The organism is Ruegeria sp. CDSB113 (assembly GCF_059611045.1).
Window position 1 is genome coordinate 83882 of the sequence record NZ_JBXWOU010000013.1, and the last position, 21254, is coordinate 105135.

At 56.3% G+C, this 21254-nt stretch carries 20 protein-coding genes, 1 tRNA gene and 1 pseudogene; 15 read left to right on the plus strand and 7 right to left on the minus strand.

The window, feature by feature from the left end; translation table 11 throughout:
• The first annotated feature begins 1 nt into the window (after window position 1).
• Both AC2FIS_RS18985 and AC2FIS_RS18990 read left to right on the plus strand, forming a co-directional pair.
• Window positions 2-220: a KTSC domain-containing protein gene (locus tag AC2FIS_RS18985; RefSeq protein ID WP_496774928.1), complete on the plus strand. Its 219-nt coding sequence runs from the start codon at window positions 2-4 to the stop codon at window positions 218-220.
• A gap of 2 nt (window positions 221-222) precedes the next feature.
• Window positions 223-1245 (plus strand): hypothetical protein, encoded by a 1023-nt coding sequence (locus tag AC2FIS_RS18990; RefSeq protein ID WP_496774929.1) that lies wholly within the window; start codon window positions 223-225, stop codon window positions 1243-1245.
• Between the two features lie 481 nt (window positions 1246-1726).
• Here the strand turns inward: AC2FIS_RS18990 and AC2FIS_RS18995 are convergent.
• A tRNA-Cys gene (locus tag AC2FIS_RS18995) sits at window positions 1727-1800 on the minus strand.
• A gap of 227 nt (window positions 1801-2027) precedes the next feature.
• Between AC2FIS_RS18995 and AC2FIS_RS19000 the strand changes: the two genes are divergently transcribed.
• The 3 genes from AC2FIS_RS19000 to AC2FIS_RS19010 all read left to right on the plus strand — a co-directional run bounded on the left by AC2FIS_RS19000 (window position 2028) and on the right by AC2FIS_RS19010 (window position 5034).
• On the plus strand, window positions 2028-2681 hold the full coding sequence (locus tag AC2FIS_RS19000; RefSeq protein WP_496774930.1) for a protein-L-isoaspartate O-methyltransferase family protein: 654 nt from the start codon (window positions 2028-2030) through the stop codon (window positions 2679-2681).
• 95 nt (window positions 2682-2776) lie between these two features.
• On the plus strand, window positions 2777-4195 hold the full coding sequence (locus AC2FIS_RS19005) for a TolC family outer membrane protein (RefSeq protein ID WP_496774931.1): 1419 nt from the start codon (window positions 2777-2779) through the stop codon (window positions 4193-4195).
• A gap of 89 nt (window positions 4196-4284) precedes the next feature.
• Window positions 4285-5034, plus strand: coding sequence for a hypothetical protein (locus tag AC2FIS_RS19010; protein WP_496774932.1), 750 nt, complete (start codon window positions 4285-4287; stop codon window positions 5032-5034).
• Window positions 5035-5037: 3 nt separating this feature from the next.
• Here the strand turns inward: AC2FIS_RS19010 and AC2FIS_RS19015 are convergent, their stop codons facing one another.
• The gene (locus AC2FIS_RS19015; RefSeq protein WP_496774933.1) at window positions 5038-6495 is read right to left on the minus strand and encodes a cobyric acid synthase; all 1458 of its coding nucleotides are present in this window, start codon (window positions 6493-6495) and stop codon (window positions 5038-5040) included.
• A 60-nt stretch (window positions 6496-6555) separates the two neighbouring features.
• Between AC2FIS_RS19015 and AC2FIS_RS19020 the strand changes: the two genes are divergently transcribed.
• On the plus strand, window positions 6556-7125 hold the full coding sequence (locus AC2FIS_RS19020) for a cobalamin biosynthesis protein CobQ (protein ID WP_496774934.1): 570 nt from the start codon (window positions 6556-6558) through the stop codon (window positions 7123-7125).
• Between the two features lie 67 nt (window positions 7126-7192).
• Here the strand turns inward: AC2FIS_RS19020 and AC2FIS_RS19025 are convergent, their stop codons facing one another.
• Complete coding sequence (locus tag AC2FIS_RS19025) at window positions 7193-7513, minus strand: DUF6280 family protein (RefSeq protein WP_008757056.1); 321 nt, start codon at window positions 7511-7513, stop codon at window positions 7193-7195.
• A 218-nt stretch (window positions 7514-7731) separates the two neighbouring features.
• Between AC2FIS_RS19025 and efp the strand changes: the two genes are divergently transcribed.
• The gene (gene efp, locus AC2FIS_RS19030; protein WP_058274164.1) at window positions 7732-8295 is read left to right on the plus strand and encodes an elongation factor P; all 564 of its coding nucleotides are present in this window, start codon (window positions 7732-7734) and stop codon (window positions 8293-8295) included.
• Between the two features lie 58 nt (window positions 8296-8353).
• On the opposite strand, the gene AC2FIS_RS19035 is transcribed toward efp, so the two are convergent.
• Both AC2FIS_RS19035 and ygfZ read right to left on the minus strand, forming a co-directional pair.
• Window positions 8354-9298 (minus strand): ABC transporter transmembrane domain-containing protein, encoded by a 945-nt coding sequence (locus AC2FIS_RS19035; RefSeq protein WP_496774935.1) that lies wholly within the window; start codon window positions 9296-9298, stop codon window positions 8354-8356.
• Window positions 9299-9404: 106 nt separating this feature from the next.
• On the minus strand, window positions 9405-10142 hold the full coding sequence (gene ygfZ, locus AC2FIS_RS19040; RefSeq protein WP_496774936.1) for a CAF17-like 4Fe-4S cluster assembly/insertion protein YgfZ: 738 nt from the start codon (window positions 10140-10142) through the stop codon (window positions 9405-9407).
• A gap of 74 nt (window positions 10143-10216) precedes the next feature.
• Between ygfZ and AC2FIS_RS19045 the strand changes: the two genes are divergently transcribed.
• Window positions 10217-10891, plus strand: a complete 675-nt coding sequence (locus AC2FIS_RS19045) for a TIGR04283 family arsenosugar biosynthesis glycosyltransferase (protein ID WP_496774937.1) — start codon at window positions 10217-10219, stop codon at window positions 10889-10891.
• A gap of 7 nt (window positions 10892-10898) precedes the next feature.
• Here the strand turns inward: AC2FIS_RS19045 and AC2FIS_RS19050 are convergent.
• Window positions 10899-11654 (minus strand): annotated as a pseudogene (locus AC2FIS_RS19050) (hypothetical protein); the annotation flags it as partial.
• 78 nt (window positions 11655-11732) lie between these two features.
• Complete coding sequence (locus tag AC2FIS_RS19055; protein WP_496774938.1) at window positions 11733-12620, minus strand: MurR/RpiR family transcriptional regulator; 888 nt, start codon at window positions 12618-12620, stop codon at window positions 11733-11735.
• Window positions 12621-12810: 190 nt separating this feature from the next.
• On the opposite strand from AC2FIS_RS19055, the gene AC2FIS_RS19060 reads away from it, so the two are divergent.
• From AC2FIS_RS19060 to AC2FIS_RS19090, 7 genes are all read left to right on the plus strand, one after another.
• Window positions 12811-13512: an N-formylglutamate amidohydrolase gene (locus AC2FIS_RS19060; RefSeq protein ID WP_496774939.1), complete on the plus strand. Its 702-nt coding sequence runs from the start codon at window positions 12811-12813 to the stop codon at window positions 13510-13512.
• Window positions 13509-14093, plus strand: a complete 585-nt coding sequence (locus AC2FIS_RS19065; RefSeq protein ID WP_282119896.1) for a TRAP transporter small permease subunit — start codon at window positions 13509-13511, stop codon at window positions 14091-14093. The genes AC2FIS_RS19060 and AC2FIS_RS19065 overlap by 4 nt, the downstream gene beginning before the upstream one ends.
• The gene (locus AC2FIS_RS19070) at window positions 14090-15409 is read left to right on the plus strand and encodes a TRAP transporter large permease (protein ID WP_113790362.1); all 1320 of its coding nucleotides are present in this window, start codon (window positions 14090-14092) and stop codon (window positions 15407-15409) included. The genes AC2FIS_RS19065 and AC2FIS_RS19070 overlap by 4 nt, the downstream gene beginning before the upstream one ends.
• Window positions 15410-15459: 50 nt before the next feature.
• On the plus strand, window positions 15460-16494 hold the full coding sequence (locus tag AC2FIS_RS19075) for a TRAP transporter substrate-binding protein (RefSeq protein ID WP_058274157.1): 1035 nt from the start codon (window positions 15460-15462) through the stop codon (window positions 16492-16494).
• Between the two features lie 148 nt (window positions 16495-16642).
• Entirely contained in the window at window positions 16643-18328 is a 1686-nt protein-coding gene (locus tag AC2FIS_RS19080) for a Na/Pi cotransporter family protein (RefSeq protein ID WP_282169227.1), read from the plus strand.
• A gap of 50 nt (window positions 18329-18378) precedes the next feature.
• A complete protein-coding gene (locus tag AC2FIS_RS19085) occupies window positions 18379-19740 on the plus strand; it encodes a glutamine synthetase family protein (RefSeq protein WP_496774940.1) in 1362 nt (453 codons plus the stop codon).
• Window positions 19741-19869: 129 nt separating this feature from the next.
• Window positions 19870-21252: an aldehyde dehydrogenase family protein gene (locus AC2FIS_RS19090; RefSeq protein WP_496774941.1), complete on the plus strand. Its 1383-nt coding sequence runs from the start codon at window positions 19870-19872 to the stop codon at window positions 21250-21252.
• Window positions 21253-21254 lie beyond the last annotated feature (2 nt).

A 21254-nucleotide genomic window follows, 5' to 3' on the forward strand; every position in this document is an offset into this window, starting at 1 on the left:
AATGGCTTGGGAAACTTTTGACAACTTTCAGTCTTCGAATGTTGCTTTGCTAAAGTACGATGCCGATACTTGGACGCTTGAAGTGACCTTTCACGGAGGCAGCACGTACCATTATTTTGATGTCCCAGAACATATCTGGGACGGGATCAAAAACGCTGAATCACAAGGTGTTTTCTTAAATGCTGAAATCAAAGGACACTATCGTTACTCGAAGGTGTGAATATGTCTATTGTTAAGCTAAATCAACAATCTAAGAGGCTGGAGTTCGGGAGCTTCGAAATTGAGAACCAAGTTGTTTTTGGGTTTTTCGACAAACTACCATCCTCCGAGAGAGACGAAGCGCTGTTTAAGGCATTAAATATTGGCGTACTTGCACTTATGGAAGACCGGCTGTCGTCGTTTCTGGCAAAAACGTCTAATCACCTTGGGACTGAGTTGGAAAGCCTCAAGATGATTTTCGACATGAAACAGGAGGTTTTTCTTCGTTCTGCAGCTAAAGGCCTCATAGCTGAGGAAGAGATTGCTGAGTTTCTAACAGGCTTTTTTAAGGAACAGAGACTTGCAGATACGGTCTCGCTTACTGGGGCTTCATCTGGAAAGTTGGGTAAAAACAAGACAGGCGACATAGTTTGTGAGGTTGATGGCAACGACGACAAAAGGATCGTTATTGAGTCAAAGTTCGACAAGAGCCTCTCGCTCGGCGACATCAGCTCAAAAGATGTATTTGCAAGTGGTGCTGATACAGCTTGGAGTCAGTTGATCGAAGCTCAAGCCAACCGCGACGGAAAGACCGCGATTATCGTTTTCGACGTTGCCTCAGTGAGCAACTCGGTATCTAAGGCCGTACAGAACGTCCGGTATGTTCCCCAAATTGGTTTCTGTGTGATTGTTGATAGCGGGAAAGGGGATTACACCAACTTGATTATCGCTTACATGCTTGCTCGAGACCTAGTCAAAAACGCTACCAGTGTCGCACTGGACAAGGACTTCTTGTCTTTGTTCGTCAATCGAATGATTAGGGATATCGGCGAAGTCAGACAAATTGAGAAACTCGTACGGAGCAACATCCAGAACAATAAAAAAATTCTGGAGCAACTAGAGAAAAGCATGCTTGCGATGGAGTTTACTCAAGAGTATCTGACGAAGTTTTTGTCAGATGGAACGTTGAGCAAAGAAGACTTGCTGGAATTCTATTCGGGTGACCTAGTGCGCGCGAAGTTTAAGGAAATTGATGTTTTAGGATAAACGTCCGGGTTCTGAAAGAACGCTAGTCCGCATTAGATCTCGCGCGAAGAAGCCGCGCACTGGATTGACAAATAATGACCGTTTTCAAGCACGAGATGCAACACTTAGAACCGTCAATCGACGGTAGCTAAGTGTAAAAACCGATCGAATTCTGAATGATCGTTGCAGCTGGCTTTAGCGGAAGAGAGCCAGTTGAGGCAGAGGAATGGTTTCCATGAAATGTACTGCGGATCTAGTAACTCTACAGATCCCTACTTGATTTGCGTTTCAGTTGCGCACTAGCAGGTGTGTACTCCAAACTCACTTACCCAACCTAATTAGAATAAATTGATCTAACACGCGACCAGGTTGTCGGTTAAGCCATTGTTCAAAAAGAGAATACTATTTGACTACTTCTCTTTCATTTTGGGTGGATAGGTGGATGCGCACGTAGAATTTTTTGTAAAATAAATAATAAAAACAATAAGTTGGAAAATTTTTTTGGAGGCGAGTACCGGAATCGAACCGGTGTACACGGATTTGCAATCCGCTGCGTCACCACTCCGCCAACTCGCCTTTTCAAGTAAAATCAAATACTTGCCGTGGTGTGACCGGCGTTTTAGCAGCTTTCTACAGGAGCGTCCAGAGGGGGGAGCGCAAATTTCAGGGCCGGGTGCCAACTTAGTCTTTGGTTGCGACGTTGTATCTTGTGAATATTGGAAAGTTTCCGTGTCTGGGCCGTTGCTGGTTTTTCAAGGATGTGGCAGAACTCAATCACCCAAGGGAGCAAGATGAGCGATCCAATGACAGATTTCGCAGCCCGCCGCCGGACGATGGTCGATACGCAGATACGTCCTTCTGATGTCACGAAGTTTCCCATCATAGACGCGATGCTGACCGTCAAGCGCGAGAATTTCGTGCCGGATGCACAGCGCGAGGCGGCTTATGTCGAGGGATTGATCGAACTGGGTGACGGGCGCTGCATGTTGGAGCCGCGGACCCTGGCTAAGATGCTGGACATATTGAACATCTCCAACGACGAGTCGGTTTTGGATATTGCTCCGGCCTTGGGGTATTCGACCGCTGTTGCCGCGCGCATGGCACAGCTGGTTGTTGCCGTAGAGGAAGATGAAAATCTGGCGGCCGAATCTCAGTCTATCCTGATGGAGGCGGAGGCAGACAATGCGATTGTCCATGTCGGCCCTCTTGAACAAGGTGCCCCCGAACATGGGCCCTATGACGTGATTATGGTCCAGGGTGGTGTGGAACAGGTTCCGGATGCGTTGATCGCGCAACTTAAGGACCATGGGCGAATTGCGTGCCTTTTTGTCCAAGGTGCACTGGGGATCGTCCGTATCGGCCATAAATCTGGGGGTCGGGTGACTTGGCGGGACGCGTTTAATGCCAATGCACCGATTTTGCAGGCATTTTCCACGGACCGTGTATTTTCGCTATAGTTTTATGGCGGATTGTTCTGCCGCCTTGATTAGTTGAACACAAACGCGCAAACTGTCGGCAGAGCAGCGTAATTTTGATTTGAGAGGATTTCGTTATGAGTTCTATGGCGGGAGGAAAGCTGGTCAAGGCGCTGGCGCTGACTGCGGGGGTCGCACTTAGCTTTGTACCGGGACGGGCCGTTTGGGCCGACAATATTACTGACGCATTCATTGGCGCGTACAATACCAGCGGGTTGCTGGAACAGAACCGCGCATTGTTGCGTGCGGCGGACGAAGACGTGGCAATTGCATTGTCAGCGCTTCGACCGATCATCAACTGGACGGTCGCGATTAGCAGCAACTATAACCGTCGCAATATCAGCGATGTGGTGACAAGAACCGACCCGAACAACTTCTTTACGGGGCTGACCCTCAGCCAACTGCTCTACGATGGTGGGGCCGCTGTTCTGGGCAAGCAATCGGCGCAAGAAACGGTGCTGTCGACCAGGCAGACCCTTGTTGATATCGAACAGCAGGTTTTGTTCCGTGGTGCCAATGCGTATCTCGAAGTGCTGCTGCAGGAAGAAACCGTACAGATTCGCCTGAACAACGTTGATGTATCGGCCGAGGAACTGCGCGCATCGCAGGACCGGTTTGATGTTGGCGAAGTCACGCGTACGGACGTTGCGCTGTCACAAGCCCAGCTTGCAAGCTCGCAAGCTGATCTGGCCGTTGCACGCGGTAACCTCGACACGGCGCGGGCGGAATACGTGAATGCCGTTGGCAAATCGCCCGGGCGCACAGCTGGTCAACCGAGCCTGCCAAATCTGCCAAGCTCGGAACCGCAGGCCGTCAGCCTGGCGCAGCGAAACCACCCCGCCATTCTTTCGGCACAGCATCAGGTGCGTGCCTTCGACCTGATCGTTGCGCAACAGCGCGCCAACCTGGGTCCGAATGTCAGCCTGAACGCCGACGCCGGTATCACTGAGACCTATGACAACGATGACAATATCGAAGACGGCAGTGTTTCGCTGAACTTCAGTCAGCCGATTTACGCTGGTGGCCGTTTGGCCGCAAGCGTGCGCCGCGCCATGGCTACACGGGATGCATCGCGCGCCAACCTGTTGAATGTGCAGAAAGATATCACTCAGGGTGTGACAGATGCCTACGCCCGTTTCCAAGCCGCGTCAGCAAGTTTGCGGGCGTCGACCGAACGGGTGCGCGCATCGCAGGTGGCATTTGATGGTATCCGCGAAGAAGCTACTTTGGGTGCCCGGACCACGCTGGATGTTCTGAACGCACAGCAGGATTTGCTGGACGCGCAACTGGCCGAGGTTGCATCGCGGATCGAGCGATCGCGGGCCGCATACCAGTTAGTGCAGGCACAGGGCCTGTTGACCGCCGAACGTTTGGGACTGGCCGTGCAGATCTATGATCCGACGCTGTACTATAACCTGGTCAAGAAAGCGCCGGCTCAGGTCAGCAGACAAAGCAAGGACCTGGATCGCGTTCTCAAAGCGTTGCGTCGCGACTAAGGGCCAATACTATCTGTTGTGACGACCGGTTTGTTTGGCTACACTCAATCCTGAGGATAGAGCGGTAGAGAACAATGACGGAAAAAGTCGTGAACGGCAGAGTAGAGGACGTGCTGTCCTCGATCAAACGGCTAGTCGGTGAAAGAGGTGAGCAAACCTCGGAGTCGGCGCCTTCAATCGCCCGCAAGCCCGGGCGATTGGTACTTACCGATGCATTGCGAGTCGGCGGAACGTCCAGCATTCAGGACGGCCCGGAGAATGAAGCAGAGGTCAAAGCAGGCTACACGGCCGACGAGTCGGTCAAGCCGATGCTTCTGCGCGCGTGCGACATCGTTAATCGTGAAGACCCCGCCAACAAAGAACAGGCCGCGCCAGAGCCGCCCAAAAACCCGACCAACAGTCTGAGCGCAAAGATCGAAGCCCTAGAAGCGGCGATTGCACGCACTGAGGACCAGTGGGAGCCGGATGGCGACAGCGAAGACGAGTACTCCGGTACTCCGGCGAAGGCCCTTGAATTCAGCGCGCGCAAAGAATTTACGGATACCGAGGGAAAGAAAGCCGAACCCACTCAGGTAAAGGCCAAAGAAGCTGTCGCGACGACCAAGGCAACTTTCGTTCGCGACCCCGAGGTGATCACCGCACCACCTGTTCACCCAGTCGAAGCAGCAGCGGAAGATTCAGCGATAGCTGGTATTAGCGAAGACGCATTGCGCAAAATGATCGCTGAGGTTGTCCGTGAAGAATTGCAGGGTGTTTTGGGCGAACGTATCACCCGCAACGTCCGTAAGATGGTCCGGCGCGAAATCTACAAGGCCCTGGCCGAGCAGGACCTCGAGTAACACTCAGACGCTTTTGGGCGTTTCTGCAAGCGCCAGCAGGCGGTCGAGATCCATATTCTGTTCAAGGTGGTCGGCCAGCGCGTTCAACGTATCATCGACCCCGTCTTCATAGGCCAGGTCCGAGGTCACGCCCAATCGCGACAGGTAAGTCGCGCGGAATGCGTCCGAGCTGAAGATACCGTGCAGGTAACTGCCGCGGATACGACCAGAGGCGTTTGCAGCACCTTCTGGCCGCCCCTCGACCTCTAGCCAAGCGCGGGCGCAATCAGGGCCTTCGGTACGGCCCATGTGGATTTCGTAGCCCGACACCGGTTCTCCTCCGCCAAGGGCGCGGGCCGATGTGAGCGTTACCTGTTTCTTCCCTGCCATCACGGTCTCAACATCCAGCAGGCCCAATGCTTCAACAGTCCCCGGTTGTCCGTCGACGCCATCCGGATCAGCGATTGTCTTGCCCAGCATTTGATAGCCGCCGCACAGGCCCAGAACATGGCCGCCCCGGCGGACATGGGCATATAGGTCGATATCCCAGCCCTGAGCCCGGAAATAAGCCAGATCGCCAATGGTGGATTTGCTGCCGGGCAGCAGTACCAAATCGGCATCACCGGGCAGGGGGCGTCCTGCTGGCACGATCTCGACCGAGACACCGGGTTCGGCAGACAAAGGGTCGAGGTCGTCAAAATTTGCCATGCGTTCTAACTGCGGAACAACCACCTTGCAGGCCCCGCCAGAGTGGGACCGGATATCCATCATATCCTCGGCTGGCAGTTTCCACGCATCATGGAACCAGGGAACGACGCCCAGACAGGGCCATCCGGTACGTGCAGCGATTTCATCGCGACCTTCATCGAAAAGGGATACGTCGCCCTTGAACCGATTGACAGCAAAACCCCGGATCATATCAAGATCACCTGCATCCAATACCGCCTGGGTGCCTACGATCTGGGCAATGACACCCCCGCGGTGAATGTCACCCACCAGAATAACGGGTACGCCTGCAGCGCGCGCAAATCCCATATTGGCGATGTCACCCTTGCGCAGGTTGGTTTCGGCTGGGCTGCCCGCGCCTTCGATCAGGACAAGATCCGCGTCGCTGCACAAGCGGTCAAAGCTTTCAAGCGCTGCGCCCAGCAGTTTGGATTTATCCTTGCGGTAATCGCCTGCTTTCATCGTGCCGGCACGTTGGCCCTGCACGATGATCTGAGCGCCAGTGTCGGTTTCCGGTTTCAGCAGAATCGGGTTCATGTCCGTATGCGTCGCACGCCGCGCCGCCAGCGCTTGCAGGGCCTGCGCGCGCCCGATCTCTCCGCCATTTTCGGTGACGGCGGCATTGTTCGACATGTTCTGCGGTTTGAACGGTGCAACGCGCAGCCCGCGCCGGGTGAAAGCCCGCGCCAGACCGGCCACTAGAACCGATTTCCCGACATTGCTGCCGGTGCCCTGAATCATGATGGACCGAACCATGGCCTGTCTCCTATGTTGACGCGCAGATGACCTGATTTGCGGGCAAAGGAAAAGCCAAAGTTGAACACGCCAGCGCATCTTTTGATCGGAGTTGCCGCCTTTGCCCGCCCAGCCCACGGACGTATCTTGTGGGCCGCTCTGTTGGGTTCGCTATTGCCGGATCTGTCGCTTTACGTGATGGCGGGCACATCCCTTTACGCGCTTGGGATTCCCCCAAGCGTGGTCTTCAACCAACTTTATTTTTCCGACGGTTGGCAGACCGTGTTTGCTATCGACAATTCCTTTGTCCTTTGGGGGGGGGCCTTGCTTGTCGGGGTATGGATGCGCTGGAAGGTCTGGACCGTTGGGGCGTCCGCCGGGTTGCTGCATCTTTCGATGGATTTTCTGCTGCATGCCGGGGATGGGCGGCCGCAGTTCTGGCCATTCAGCAATTGGGTGTTTCACAGCCCCATCAGCTATTGGGACAGCACGCATCACGCTTTGTGGGTGGCACCAATTTCGGCCGTGCTTTGTGTCGCGTGTTACGCCGTTTTGTGGCGTCGCGGCATGCCCATCTGGGCGAAAGCGTTCTTTGCCGTGCTGCTGATGGCCGAACTGTGGGTCGCGCGGCAGTGGCTGTTGTTCTTTTGAATGATGGCATAAGAAAAGCGCGCTCCCAGCTAGGGAGCGCGCTTTTTCATGCGAAAGTCACCTTGGATCAGGCGGCTTCTGCTTGTTGGGCCGCGTTGCGACGTTCGCTTTCTTCACGCGACAGCGCAACCGAGGTGCGCACACCACGTCCAACGAACTCCATCAGTCCGCCAACAACGCGCTCATTCGGGTCGATACCCGCGCAGGACAGGACCTCGCGACCATCACGAGAGCGCGCCCACCGGGCAATTTGTTCCGGACCATTGCCATATTTTTTGTCATCGGCAATAGCGTCATCCAGCGCAGCCAGTACGACAGCCGCGAAAAGTTTGCGTGCACGATTGCCTTGCTCGTTGTTAAAGGCAGTGCCGTCAACGAAATCTCTCATCTCGTCTTCCTTGTTGTTCTTGCTCTTGCATTTTCGGCGTGACGGTTCTTATGACCGATTAAGTGCGATTCGGATACACTTAAAATGCATAGTTGCGTTGCGTCATTTGCATAGCTTGCTGCAGGTGCAGCACTAAGTCTCGTCATCTTGTCAGGTGTGTTCCCGCCAGATATAGGAGCGGGAACTGACGCATCAACCGTTTGTGAAGGATTTAAGTCATGCCCAAGATAAATGGGAACGAAATTCGCCCCGGAAATGTGCTTGAGCATAACGGCGGGCTGTGGGCCGCAGTCAAAGTTGACCACGTAAAGCCCGGTAAAGGCGGTGCTTTTGCACAGGTCGAACTGCGCAATCTGCGTAATGGCTCGAAGTTGAACGAGCGTTTCCGCTCGGCTGACAAAGTGGAACGCGTGCGTCTTGAGCAGAAAGATCAGCAGTTTCTGTACGAATCTGACGGCATGCTGGTTTTCATGGATTCCGAGACATATGAGCAGATCGAATTGCCTGCGGAACTGCTGGGCGAACGCCGCCCGTTTCTGCAGGACGGCATGACAATTGTCGTCGAATTTTATGAGAGCGAGGCTCTGAACGCCACGGTGCCTCAGAAAGTGACCTGCAAGATCGTTGAGACCGAGCCTGTGGTCAAAGGTCAGACCGCCGCGAATTCGTTCAAGCCGGCCATTCTGGACAACGGTGTCAAAGTCATGGTGCCGCCATTTGTCGGTCAGGATGAGATGATCGTGGTGAACACCGAAACCATGGATTATTCCGAACGCGCCTAACCACGCGTTTGCCAGAGTAATGAACAACCGCGTGGACCCGTGCCGCGCGGTTTTTTTGTCAGCTGCCCCGTCTGATTTGACGATACCGTTCGGGGTTGGGGCCAAACAGTTCAAGCATCAGTTCATACTTGATGCGATTGGCGCTGACCTGCCGGTAAAAGGCGATCAGGAATGCCGTTGGGCCCTGAATGCGGCTAAGGCCGCTTGTGGCGGCGACCACAGTGCCGACATCCGTTTTTCCGTTCATAACCAAATAACCACCCAACATCAGGACGCCGACGGTTCCGGCTCCGTTTATGACGCTCAGTAGAAACTTGGCCGAAAGCTTCCAGATGAACATCCTGCGCCGTGTTTCGTAGATCTCGTCGAACTGCGCCTCAACCTCGCGCGCGATTTCGTTGATCCGCTCGACATTCAGCTTATCGTTGGCTCCGCGTAATATCCGGACACGTTCGGCGACAAACACGTTCACCTTGCGTTGGGATACCAGCACGATGATGATCTGCGGCACGATCATCGAAAAGGCGATCATGCCCAGCCCTGGTTGCGTTGACGAGATATAGCCGATCACACTGATCAACGTGCCGATCTGAACGACCGGGTCCGAGAAAGCGCCGCCCGCGAATTTCCCCAGCTCTTCTGCCTCGGCTGAAATCGCCGTGGTCATCGTGCCCTTGCGCATCGTTTCGCCCGAGACATTGATGTCTGAGGCGCGCAGCAGCAGCCTTTGGCGGATCATGCGGATCAGGTCTTCGCCCAACGTTCCCGCGCGATAGCTCAAAAGCCACTTTAGGGCGAGGCTGAGCAGGATGACCGACATCATTCCGGCACCCAGGTAGATCAGTCTGTCCGTGCTTACATCGGCTGAGGTCAGGTGGTTGATGATGTCGCGCTGAAACTCGAGCGGAACTGCAGCCAGACCCGCAATTGCGATGGACAGAACGATGAGGATGATCTGCCGTCCGGCGCTGGCGCGCCAGATTGCCCTGTATAGCTGGAACATACGTGCATCCGGATTGCTGATTTCAAACCAGTGTGACAGCGCACTTGGCTATGTTCAAACCACACCAATTCAGTCGGTTGCTCAGCCGTGCCGGTTCGGCAACACGTTAAGGGTCCAACTGTATGGTGGCGTCACCGGCCTGCATGTCGTTACCCACGCGGTCCAATCGCAAATAGGCGATCCCGCGGCCATTGGATTGGGTGAACAATGTACCCGCCGGTTTTCCGCCGGAAGTAATCGCAGTTCCAACTGCTGCAGACCCAGTGACGCTAACGCTGCGAAGACCCTTGCGCAGTTCAGTCTTGTGTTTCATCCGCGCGGTGACTTCTTGCCCCACATAACAGCCTTTCTTGAAGTCCAAGCCGTTCAGCGCCTCGAACCCGGCCTCAAGGATATAGCTGTCGGGGGTCAGTTCGATGCCGGTTTCCGGAATGCAGTGTCGCACGCGGATTGCATCCCAATCTGTACCGTCGTCGCTTTCCGCACCCGCTGTATAGGCCCGCCACCCCATGTCCGGGTGCCTTGGGTCGGGCAGGGCACCTTCGGGCGCAGGGCCAGTGCCGCGCTGCAGGTTTAGGCCGCTGTCTTCGATGCTGACATCTGCGCGCAGCTTGTACATGCCCAACCGTTTGGCAAATCCATCGGCAAGGCCTTCGGCAACATCCAGCAAAACCGCGTCACCCTCGCGCTTCAGGAAGAAGTCCGCCAGGTATTTACCTTGGGGGGTCAGCAGGGCGGCGTAGACCAGCCCATTGTCCAACCCGGCAATATCGTTGGTGATCAACCCTTGAAGAAAGCTGTCGGTGTCCGAGCCGCTCAGGCGCAATATACGGCGGTTGGGCATCTGGGTTGTCCTCGTCTTTTCCTCGGACCTCGTGATATAGGGGTTTCCGCTGCCATGACCAGAGGGTTTCCGCCGTGCCTGCGCCGATTAGCATCGTTATCCCGACCCTGAATTCGGACGCGGCCCTTCCCGCGACCCTTGCGGCCTTGATTGAAGGCCTGCATGCGGGGCTGATCCGCGAATTGATCGTCTCGGACGGAGGGTCGGCCGATCAGACTTTAAAGATTGCGGATGAGGCCGGGGCTGAGATCGTGACCGGGCCGCCTTCGCGCGGGGGGCAATTGGCCCGAGGATGCGCCGCAGCCAAAGGGGAATGGCTGCTTGTTTTGCATGCCGACACGGTTTTGCAAGCGGGGTGGAGCAAGGTTGTAGGCGACCACCTTGGCACCGGAACCCCGGCGGCGTTTCGTCTGGCGTTTCGGGCATCAGGCTTTGCGCCGGAATGGGTGGCGGGTTGGGCCAATCTGCGCAGTCGCCTGTTTGGCCTGCCATATGGCGATCAGGGCCTGTTGGTCCCGAATGAGATGTATCGAAACGCGGGGGGCTTTCCCGATCAACCTTTGATGGAGGACGTCGCTTTGGTCCGCAGCTTGCGCGGCATCACTTTGCTGCCCAGCCGGGCAGTTACGAGCGCGGATCGCTATGAGCGTGCGGGCTGGTTGCGTCGGGGAGGGCGGAACCTGTGGACTCTGACGCGGTATTTTCTGGGAGCAGATCCTGCGAAGCTGGCGCAGGGCTATCGGCGCTGAGCGACGCGCGCAGCTCGACCACGGATTTGCCCAGCCGGAACGGCGCCGCGAAACTGACCAGACATAACGCGATAATCTGCAGCACAAGTATATGCGCATTGTCTTGCAGGTATTCCCATTCGTCCTTCAACTTGCCGACCTGTTCCACCAGATCATCATAGCTTTGCGCCAGGATTAGGTAATCTCCGGCAATCGCAGGGACTTTGCGGCGCATGTTGTTGATCGCGGCCTGAGTCATGTCGTCCAACGTGGTAAAGACAAGGAATTGATCGATGTTGAACGCATCAGCCTTGTCGGCCATTGCGCGCATTTCGTCCTGTTCGTCTTTTGCCTGACTGCCAAACAGAAAATGCAGCCCCTGCAGTGGCGCGACCTCATTTGTGACTGCGATGAACAATGGCAGGTCGGCATTGCTGGCGGTTGAGGCCGACAGGAATTCGACCTTTTCGCACAGCACCGCAGTATCCGGATCAAAAGCCGGGTCGCAGAACCGCAGCCGGAACCGCGCGGCATCACGGTCAAAGGCCAGCCCGGCGGCATAAGCGACGTCTATCTGGCGGTCCAGTCGCGAGCTATCCGAAGTGTAAAGCCCGGCCAAAACCGCGACCAGCGCGCCAACGCCACCCAGCACAACCCAGACGAGGTCCGCGAGTTTCCAGGCGCGATGCCCGGCGGGTTTACGGAAAAGAAAGGCGGTGCCAATCAATCCAATCAGAAAGAACAGGATCAAAAGCGGCAGTTGGTTTTGGGTCACGAAACTCATGCCTTCAAAGTGACGGCCTGCCATGCGGCTGGCAACACTCCTCACGCTCAGTTGTTCCGTTTGGGTGGTAAAATGCCGTTATGAGCCCGAGCTTTGACCGAACTTCCGGAACAGTTTGGTGCGGTCAAAAGCTTGTTCCAACTCATCCGTGCGCTCTTTAACCGAATCCCATAGCCGTTCTTGTACTTCGGCGATGACGCATTCCATCAGAACCAGAATGGCCGCCATTGAATCCCACGCAGACGGCACGGCAATGCGCGCAGCAAAAGTATGTTTGGCCAACCGGTGAATAGGCGAGCGCCATTGATCCGTGAACAGGACGATTTCGGCCTCACGTTCATGGCACAACTGGCCGATCAGTAGTGACGCGTTTTCATAGCGGCGGACATCCAGCGTCACCAGCACATCATCTTTGCGTATGTCCAGCAAGTCATGCGTCCACGATGCCGCAACGGGCAGCAGTCGGACATCCGGGCGGATCATCTGCAGGTGCAGGTACAGATATTGTGCCAGCGTACCAGTGATGCGGCCGCCGGTAATGAAAATGCGCCTGTTGGGGTCACATAACAGATTGCAAAAGCTGTCGAATTCACCGGGATCGACCTCATCAATCGTGCGTTTCTGATTGGCGAGAGTCTGTTGGGAATACCGGTTCAGGATGTGTTCTTCGGGCAGGTCGTTCTGCCAAAGGTCACGCTTGGCGACCGGGCCCGAGATCATCTCTTTCACCTCACCCCGCAGGGCGGCCTGAAACTGCGGATAGCCGTCAAAGCCGGTTTTCTGCAGCATCCGTGCGACGGTCGTGGTCGAAACCGAGGCCGTGCTGGCCAGCTCGGTGATGCTGCCAAGGCCAGCCATGGGGTAGTCGTCCAGCAATACACTGACCAGTTGCCGCTCGGATGGGGTCATCTTGTTTTTGTGGGCCAGCAGCCTGTCCGTCACCCGCACGCGGCGTTCCTCCTGCATCTTTTCGATCTTAGTGTGAATAATTTTTCAGCAAGATCAAGAGTGGTGAAATTTATACAGGAAAAATATTGACAGGTTAAGGTCTCTTGTGGAAATTTTTCCACACGCATCTTAATTGGAATCGCAAGGCGGTATTTTGGACTTCGGAACAGTCGTTCACACGGACACAGTAGATGGTCCCCTTTCGGTAATGCTGGTCTGCGAACACGCGTCCAGCCGCATTCCCGCGTTTTTGGGTGATATGGGATTGCCCGTGGACGCGCTGCAAAGCCACATCGCGTGGGATCCGGGGGCATTGGCTGTGGCCAAGCTAATGGCGGCACGCCTGTCGGCACCGCTGGTGTATGGCGGGGTGTCCCGGCTGGTCTATGACTGCAATCGCCCTCCTGAAGCCGCAGGGGCCATGCCGGCGCGCAGCGAGGACTATCAAATCCCAGCTAATGTCGATCTGTCCGAGGAAGAGCGCAAAAGCAGGATTGAGAGCATCTACCGGCCCTTCAGCAGGGCGCTGTCTGAACTGATCTCTCAAAACGGGGACACGCTTGAACTCATGGTGACAATCCACAGCTTTACGCCAGTCTACCATGGTCAGACGCGTGAGGTGGAACTAGGCATATTACACGGGGTGGACGACCGGTTCGCTCGGGCAATGATGACGACAACACCCGCCGACCAACCCTATGAGACTAGTTTGAATGAGCCGTATTCGGCGGCGGACGGGGTCGCCCATACCCTTGACGCGCAAGCGCTGCCGAACGGGCTGTTGAACGTCATGATCGAGATCCGCAACGACTTGATACAAACGTCCGAGCAGCAAGAGGCGATGGCCGAACGTCTGGCGTCATGGATCGCGCGGACCCTTGCAGAGTTTCAGAAAGGGGGCGCGGCGTGATCAAGGCGATGGCGTCATATGTCCGGATCGTCGATGCGGTCAACTACCGGATCGGACGGGTCATGATGTGGGGCCTGTTCGTGATGATGGGCATCCTGCTGTGGTCCTCGATCTCAAAAACGTTTTTCGTGCCATCGCATTGGACGCTGGAAATGGCGCAGTTTGCGATGGTGACCTATTACATTATGGGCGGACCGTATTCGATCCAGTTGGGATCAAACGTCCGCATGGACCTGTTTTATCACAACTGGAGCCCGCACCGGAAAGCCTGGTTCGATGCCTTCACCGTTCTGCTGCTGATCTTCTATCTGGGAGTTCTGTTTTATGGCGGGCTTGGGTCGACGGCCTACAGCCTTGGCTATTGGGGCGATGAACCGGTCTCCTACTTTTTCGGACTGTTGACGGGCAGTGAGGAAATTGGCCGACTTGAACGCTCATCGACGGCGTGGCGACCGTATATCTGGCCAGTAAAAACCATCATGGTGTTCGGCTTCTTCCTGATGCTGCTGCAGGCGATATCGGAATTCTTCAAAGACATAGCCCGGATCAACGGGCAGGAAATCGGGGTCGTGCGGGCATGAGCCAGGAATATATCGCCATCTTCATGTTCGCATTGATGATGCTGATGCTGTTCACAGGTCAGCGGGTCTTTGGCGCGATTGGCGCGGTGGCTACCATTGCCGCGCTGGCGCTTTGGGGCACAGGCGGGCAGGACATTACGTTCTCGGCCGCGATGAAGCTGATGAAATGGTATCCGCTGCTGACGCTGCCGATGTTTATCTTCATGGGGTATGTGCTCAGCGAAAGCCGGCTGGCGGATGACTTGTATAAGATGTTCCACGTCTGGATGGGCCCCATCAATGGCGGTCTGGCTATCGGCACCATCGGGTTGATGGTGCTGGTCTCGGCCATGAACGGCCTGAGCGTTGCGGGTATGGCCATCGGCGCAACTATTGCGCTGCCGGAGCTGCTTCGGCGCGGCTACGACAAGACGATGGTGACCGGAGTCATTCAGGCGGGTTCTAGTCTTGGCATTTTGGTGCCACCTTCGGTGGTTCTGGTCCTCTATGCGATGATCGCGCGCCAGCCTGTTGGGCAACTGTGGCTGGCGGGGATTATCCCGGGTCTGCTAATGGCCGCGATGTTCATTCTGTACATCTGGATCCGCTGCCGCATTCAGCCCGAGCTGGGACCCGCAATGGAAGACGCGCATGAGGTGCCGTGGGCCGAGAAAATCCGGCTGCTGGGGGCAGGGGCGCTGCCGCTGATCATCTTCGCGGCGATGATGGTACCGTTTGTGAATGGTTGGACCTCGCTGGTCGAAAGCTCGGCGATCGGAGCGCTGACCGCGCTGGCTGTGTCCGTCATCAAGCGCCGCATGACCTGGAAGATTTTCGAAGACTGCACCAAGCAGACGTTGGCCATTTCCTGCATGTTCATGTGGATCATTCTGGCCGCGCTGGGCTTTGGGGCCGTATTTGACGGTCTCGGCGCGGTGAAAGCCATCGACAACCTATTCACAGATCAACTGGGCTTGTCGCCCTGGATGATCCTGATCCTGATGCAGCTAAGCTTCATCGTCATGGGCACGTTCCTGGATGACACGGCAATGCTGGTCATCGTGGCACCGCTGTATGTCCCGCTGGTCGGCGAGTTGGGCTTTGATCTGATCTGGTACGGGGTGCTTTATACGATCACGACGCAGATCGCCTATATGACGCCGCCCTTCGGGTACAACCTGTTCCTGATGCGGGCGATGGCCCCGCCCGAGATCACCCTGCGGGACATCTATGGTTCGATCTTTCCTTTTGTCGCGGTGATGGTGCTGGCGCTGACAATTATCATGATTTTCCCGGAAATCGCTCTTTGGTTGCCCGGGTATGTCTATGGAAATTAACAAGAATGCTCGGTGAACGGGCACAGAAACTTTAACGGAGAGGAATTGACATGACGACAAGACGTAAGTTTCTGAAAACCGCTGGGGTTGGCGTTGCTGCCGCACCACTGGCGACGCCTGCCTTGGCGCAGAACACGATCACATGGCGGATGCAGACTTATGCAGGTCCTGCGCTGGCTGAGCATGTGATTGATCCCGCGATCAAGATGTTTAACCAGATCGCCGGTGACCGGATGCAGATCGAGCTGTTCTATGCTGATCAGTTGGTTCCCACGGGAGAGCTGTTCCGGGCGATGCAGAAAGGCACCATCGACGCGGTTCAGTCGGACGACGACTCGATGGCATCGCCCACCGAAGTCACTGTTTTCGGTGGCTATTTCCCGTTCGCCTCGCGGTATTCACTGGACGTGCCTGTGCTGTTCAACCAGTGGGGTCTGAACGAGATCTGGGATGAGGAGTACTCAAAAGTCGGCGTCAAACACATCAGCGCTGGCGCATGGGACCCGTGCCACTTTGCGACCAAGGACCCGATCAACTCGCTGGCGGATATGAAGGGCAAACGCATCTTCACATTCCCAACGGCGGGTCGCTTCCTGTCGCAGTTTGGCGTCGTGCCGGTTACCCTGCCATGGGAAGACATCGAGGTCGCGGTTCAGACCGGTGAACTGGATGGTATCGCTTGGTCGGGCATCACCGAAGACTACACTGTTGGCTGGGCCGATGTGACCAACTATTTCCTGACCAACAACGTGTCGGGCGCCTGGGCGGGTCACTTCTTTGCCAACATGGACCGCTGGAACGAACTGCCCGAAGACCTGCAGACCCTGTTCAAGGTTTGCTGTGATCAGTCACATTACTACCGTCAGTGGTGGTATTGGGGTGGTGAGGCCAACCTGCGCGTCAACGGCACGAAGATGCAATTGACCTCTATCCCGGACGAAGAATGGGTGACCGTTGAGGAAGCTGCCGTGAAGTTCTGGGACGAAGTTGCAGCCGAGTCCGAGACCAAAGCGAAAGTTGTCGACATCTTCAAGCGTTACAACGCCGAGATGCTAAAGGCTGGTCGGCCCTATCGTTACACCTAAGAAACCCTTCTTCCCGACGCGTGGGGCACCCCGTGCGTCGGGATTGGACATCAATAAGCGACACCATTTATGCTCTCGTCTGTTCCAAGAATAGAAAAACAAAACCGGAAGCACATTTGTGCGCACCGGTCAGACGAGGTTTGAACATATGGCTATCGCGAGCTTTTTGATTGAGATTTTTGCCGCAACCATGTTGCTGCTATTTGCCGTACGCTTGGTTCGTACCGGTATCGAACGGCGTTTTGGTGCGCTGTTCCAGTCGATCCTGACGCGCCACTCCAACAGCTTTGTTGCAGGTGGGGCAGGCATGGTTCTGGCCACCATCCTGCAAAGTTCGGCCGCGGTTACGGTCTTGCTGACAGGTTTCGCTGCGGCGGGAATGGTGACGTTTGGGATGGCGCTGGCAGGTGTGCTGGGTGCCGATCTGGGCGCCGCGCTGGTCATTCAGGTTCTGTCCTATGACCTGGGCTGGCTTCAACCCGCATTGCTGGCGTTGGGCGGCTGGCTGTATCTGAAATCCGAACGGTCGAATGTCCGGCTTATGGGGCGGATCGTTCTGGGCGTCGCCTTCATCCTGATTTCGCTTCAGTTCTTGCGCGAAGCAGTTGAGCCGATCCGCGAAAGCGCGTTTTTGCCCGCAATCGCGGGGTATCTTGAGACCGATTATTTCAGCGCCTTTATTGTCGGCGCAGTGCTAGCCTTCGTCATGCACAGCTCGGTCGCGACGATCCTGATGTGCGTGGCCTTGGTTCAGATCGGTGCAATTCCCTTTGCCGCCGGGTTGTCCCTGGTGCTGGGAGCAAATCTGGGTTCGGCCTTTATTCCAATGTGGCTGACGCGTGATATGACCGTCTCGGCCCGGCGTATCCCTCTGGCCAACCTTTTATTGCGGGGAAGCGCGGCGCTGGTAATGTTGATCGTCGTGAATGTTGGCGGGTTGCACGAGGCGCTATTGGTGACGAGCCCGGCGCAGTCTCTGATTTTTGCACATATCGGGTTCAATCTGGCAGTATTCCTGCTGGCCACAGGCTTCGTGAACAGGATGGAACAGCCGATGGCCGTTCTAATGGCGGAACCCAAAGCCGAGGCCAACGCTCTGGATCAGTTTTCGGATGCGCTGACACCGCTGGGGGACCCCAGCGGCGAAAGGGCCAGCGTTGCGATGTCCTCGGTGCGTCACGAACTGTTGCAGATGATCACGCAGGTCGAGCGTATGTTCCGCCCCGTTTTGGATATCTACGAACAGGATGACAGCGACGCGATTTCCGCGCTTTGGCAGCAGGATGAGCGGGTCAATACGCAACTGACCGAGATCCGCCGTTTCGTCGCGCGCATGCCGCGGCAGAATATGAGCAAAGGGCAGATCAAAGCCGCACGAGGGTTGGTCGAATATGCCATCCGTCTTGAAGCTGCGGGCGATGTCGTCTCGAACCGGATGACCCGGACGGCGCAGATCAAACACACCGAACGTTCGGAGTTCTCAGCGCAGGGCTGGAAAGAGCTGAAAGATTTGCATGCGGCCATTCTGGAAAGCTTCTCGCTGGCGCGTCACGTGCTGTTGGTGGACGACATGGATTGTGCCCGACGGCTGGTGTTGGACAAGGCCGAAGTAAAGCGGATGTCGCGCAATAGCCGCAAGGCGCACCTCAAACGGTTGGAGCGGGGTCAGACTGAGAGTTTCCAGTCCTCCGATCTGCATCTGGAAACGCTGCGGTCCATGCGTGATCTGCATGGGCATATCGCCGCCATCGCCTATCCGATCCTCTACAAAAGCGGTCAGGTTCTGGAAACGCGCCTGGTGATGGAAATGGAAAAAGAAGCCAACGATGACTGATGGCGGGTAAGTGAAACCGGGGTCTCTGTAAGTGACAAAGGATACCAATGATGGGCAATGAAGCGATTTTGGCTGATCTGAAAGCCAAATTCGAGGCGGGCGAGGTCGACACGGTGCTGGTCTGCATGGTGGACATGCAGGGCCGCCTGATGGGTAAGCGGTTCCACGCAGGCCATTTCGTGGCGGGCGCATGGGAAGAGACACATTGCTGCAACTACCTGCTGGCCACAGATCTGGAGATGGCGACACCCGACGGCTATGCCTCGACCAGTTGGGAGCGGGGTTATGGCGATTATGTCATGAAGCCGGATCTCAGCACTTTGCGCCCGGTGCCGTGGCTGGAAGGCACCACAATGGTGATGTGCGATGTGCTGGATCACCACACGCATGAAGAGGTTCCACACGCGCCTCGGTCTATTTTGAAGAAGCAGGTCAACCGGCTGAAGGCCATGGGCTATGACGCGATGTGCGCCACCGAGCTGGAGTTTTTCCTCTTTGAGAAGAGCTTTGACCAGATCCGCAAGGAAGGCTTCCGCGATCTGGAGCCGATCTCGGGCTATAATGAAGATTATCACATCCTTCAGACCACCAAGGAAGAGCATGTGATGCGCCCGATCCGCAACCATCTGTGGAACGCGGGGATTCCGGTTGAGAACTCGAAAGGCGAGGCCGAGACCGGGCAGGAAGAGCTGAACATCAAATATGCACCGGCGATGGACACGGCCGAATACCACTCGATCGCCAAGAACGCGGTGAAAGAGATCGCCTGGCAACACGGTCACGCGGCGACATTCCTGCCGAAGTGGCACCATGACAAGGTGGGCAGCTCGTCCCACGTGCACCAGTCGCTTTGGGCAGATGGCAAGCCAGCGTTTTATGATGCGTATGACTCGTTGGGTATGTCGGCGCTGATGAAAAACTATATGGCGGGCCTACTGAAATATGCCGCTGATTATACCTATTTCATGGCCCCCTACATCAACAGCTACAAGCGGTTCATGAAGGGCACCTTTGCGCCGACACGGATTATCTGGTCGGTGGATAACCGTACGGCTGGCTTCCGTCTCTGCGGCGATGGGACGAAGGCCGTACGGGTTGAGTGTCGTATTCCGGGCTCAGATATGAACCCGTATCTGGCGATGGCTGGCATGTTGGCCGCCGGGATTGCCGGTGTTGAAGAAGGCCTGGAACTGCAATCGCCCACCACCGGTGATGTCTATCAGGGAGACACCGGCATGATCCCCGGCAATCTGCGCGCGGCGCGGGATGCGTTGCACGGGTCATCGATGCTGCGGGCTGCTATGGGCGATGAGGTGGTCGATCACTATACCCGTGCGGCGGAGGTCGAGATCGAGGAATTCGAGCGGGTTGTGACGGATTGGGAAATTGCCCGAGGGTTTGAGCGGGCTTGAGATTGGGTCCGGCTGGGGGCTTTGCCCGCCGCCATTGGCGCTCGAACCAATGGCGCACCAATGGCAGCCCCCGGGATATTTGTGGCTAGATGAAGCAGGGATCCTGTTTCTTTCGGAATTGGAGTGGATATGGGGCAGATGTTGAAATGTGTCTCGCCGATCGATGGATCGGTTTTTGCTGAACGTGAGGTGTTGTCACGGGATGCAGCGTTTGAAGCGGCAGTGCGATCGCGGGTGGCACAGGCAGAATGGGCGGCGCGGCCGTTGCAGGAACGTATCGATCTTGTCATGGCCGGAGTGGCTGCGGTTGGGGCGATGAATGACGAGATTGTGCCCGAGCTGGCGCGTATGATGGGGCGTCCGGTACGTTATGGCGGTGAGTTCGGCGGCTTTAACGAGCGTGCGAGCCATATGGCTCAGATTGCCGAGGCGTCTCTGGCTGATATCGCAGTGGGCGAAGATGAAACCTTCAAACGCTATATCAAGCGCATTCCGCATGGCGTGGTCTTTGTGGTGGCGCCCTGGAACTATCCCTACATGACCGCAATCAACACTGTGGCCCCGGCGCTGATCGCGGGGAACACAGTGATCCTGAAACATGCCACGCAAACGCTGCTGGCGGGCGAGCGCATGGCGCAAGCGTTTCATTCCGTGGGTGTGCCCGAAGATGTGTTTCAGAATGTCTTCCTGAGCCATGACGTGACCAATGACCTGATCGCAGGCAATGCGTTCGACTTGGTGAACTTCACCGGGTCAGTAGGTGGTGGCCAAGCGATGGAGCGCGCGGCTGCTGGGACATTCACCGGTGTTGGCACCGAGCTGGGTGGCAAGGACCCGGGCTATGTCATGGATGACGCTGATCTGGATGCAGCGGTCGAAACGCTGATCGACGGGGCCATGTTCAACTCGGGCCAGTGCTGTTGTGGGATCGAGCGGATTTATGTTCACGAAAGCCTTTATGACGACTTCGTCGCCAAGGCAGTCGATGTAGTGAAAGGCTATAAGCTGGGCAATCCTCTGGACAGCGATACAACGATTGGTCCGATGGCCAATGTGCGCTTTGCCAAAGAGGTGCGCGCGCAGATCGCCGAGGCTGTTGCGGCCGGGGCGGTGGCTCATATCGGCACGTTCCCCGAAGATGATGGCGGGGCCTATCTGACACCGCAGATCCTGACCAACGTCACCCATGACATGCGGGTGATGCGGGACGAGAGTTTCGGCCCTGTGGTCGGCATCATGAAAGTGTCCTCGGACGACGAAGCCATCGCCTTGATGAATGACAGTGAATTTGGTCTGACCGCCAGCCTGTGGACCCGCAATGTAGATCGGGCCGCACGCGTGGGCGATGCAATCGAAACCGGAACCGTGTTCATGAACCGCGCCGATTATCTGGATCCGGGTCTTTGTTGGACTGGCTGCAAGAATACCGGCCGCGGCGGCGGTTTGTCCGTCATTGGCTATCACAACCTGACACGTCCTAAATCCTACCACCTGAAAAAGGTCACAGGCTAAGG

Bases quoted from the DNA above. Each gene is read 5' to 3' on its own strand.
- AC2FIS_RS19025 (WP_008757056.1), bottom strand. From the start codon at position 7,513: ATGAGAGATTTCGTTGACGGCACTGCCTTTAACAACGAGCAAGGCAAT.
- AC2FIS_RS18990 (WP_496774929.1), top strand. From the start codon at position 223: ATGTCTATTGTTAAGCTAAATCAACAATCTAAGAGGCTGGAGTTCGGG.
- AC2FIS_RS19075 (WP_058274157.1), top strand. From the start codon at position 15,460: ATGACGACAAGACGTAAGTTTCTGAAAACCGCTGGGGTTGGCGTTGCT.
- AC2FIS_RS19055 (WP_496774938.1), bottom strand. From the start codon at position 12,620: ATGCAGGAGGAACGCCGCGTGCGGGTGACGGACAGGCTGCTGGCCCAC.
- AC2FIS_RS19005 (WP_496774931.1), top strand. From the start codon at position 2,777: ATGAGTTCTATGGCGGGAGGAAAGCTGGTCAAGGCGCTGGCGCTGACT.
- AC2FIS_RS19000 (WP_496774930.1), top strand. From the start codon at position 2,028: ATGACAGATTTCGCAGCCCGCCGCCGGACGATGGTCGATACGCAGATA.
- AC2FIS_RS19085 (WP_496774940.1), top strand. From the start codon at position 18,379: ATGGGCAATGAAGCGATTTTGGCTGATCTGAAAGCCAAATTCGAGGCG.
- ygfZ (WP_496774936.1), bottom strand. From the start codon at position 10,142: ATGCCCAACCGCCGTATATTGCGCCTGAGCGGCTCGGACACCGACAGC.
- AC2FIS_RS19035 (WP_496774935.1), bottom strand. From the start codon at position 9,298: ATGTTCCAGCTATACAGGGCAATCTGGCGCGCCAGCGCCGGACGGCAG.
- efp (WP_058274164.1), top strand. From the start codon at position 7,732: ATGCCCAAGATAAATGGGAACGAAATTCGCCCCGGAAATGTGCTTGAG.
- AC2FIS_RS19060 (WP_496774939.1), top strand. From the start codon at position 12,811: ATGCTGGTCTGCGAACACGCGTCCAGCCGCATTCCCGCGTTTTTGGGT.
- AC2FIS_RS19080 (WP_282169227.1), top strand. From the start codon at position 16,643: ATGGCTATCGCGAGCTTTTTGATTGAGATTTTTGCCGCAACCATGTTG.
- AC2FIS_RS18985 (WP_496774928.1), top strand. From the start codon at position 2: ATGGCTTGGGAAACTTTTGACAACTTTCAGTCTTCGAATGTTGCTTTG.
- AC2FIS_RS19090 (WP_496774941.1), top strand. From the start codon at position 19,870: ATGGGGCAGATGTTGAAATGTGTCTCGCCGATCGATGGATCGGTTTTT.
- AC2FIS_RS19015 (WP_496774933.1), bottom strand. From the start codon at position 6,495: ATGGTTCGGTCCATCATGATTCAGGGCACCGGCAGCAATGTCGGGAAA.
- AC2FIS_RS19070 (WP_113790362.1), top strand. From the start codon at position 14,090: ATGAGCCAGGAATATATCGCCATCTTCATGTTCGCATTGATGATGCTG.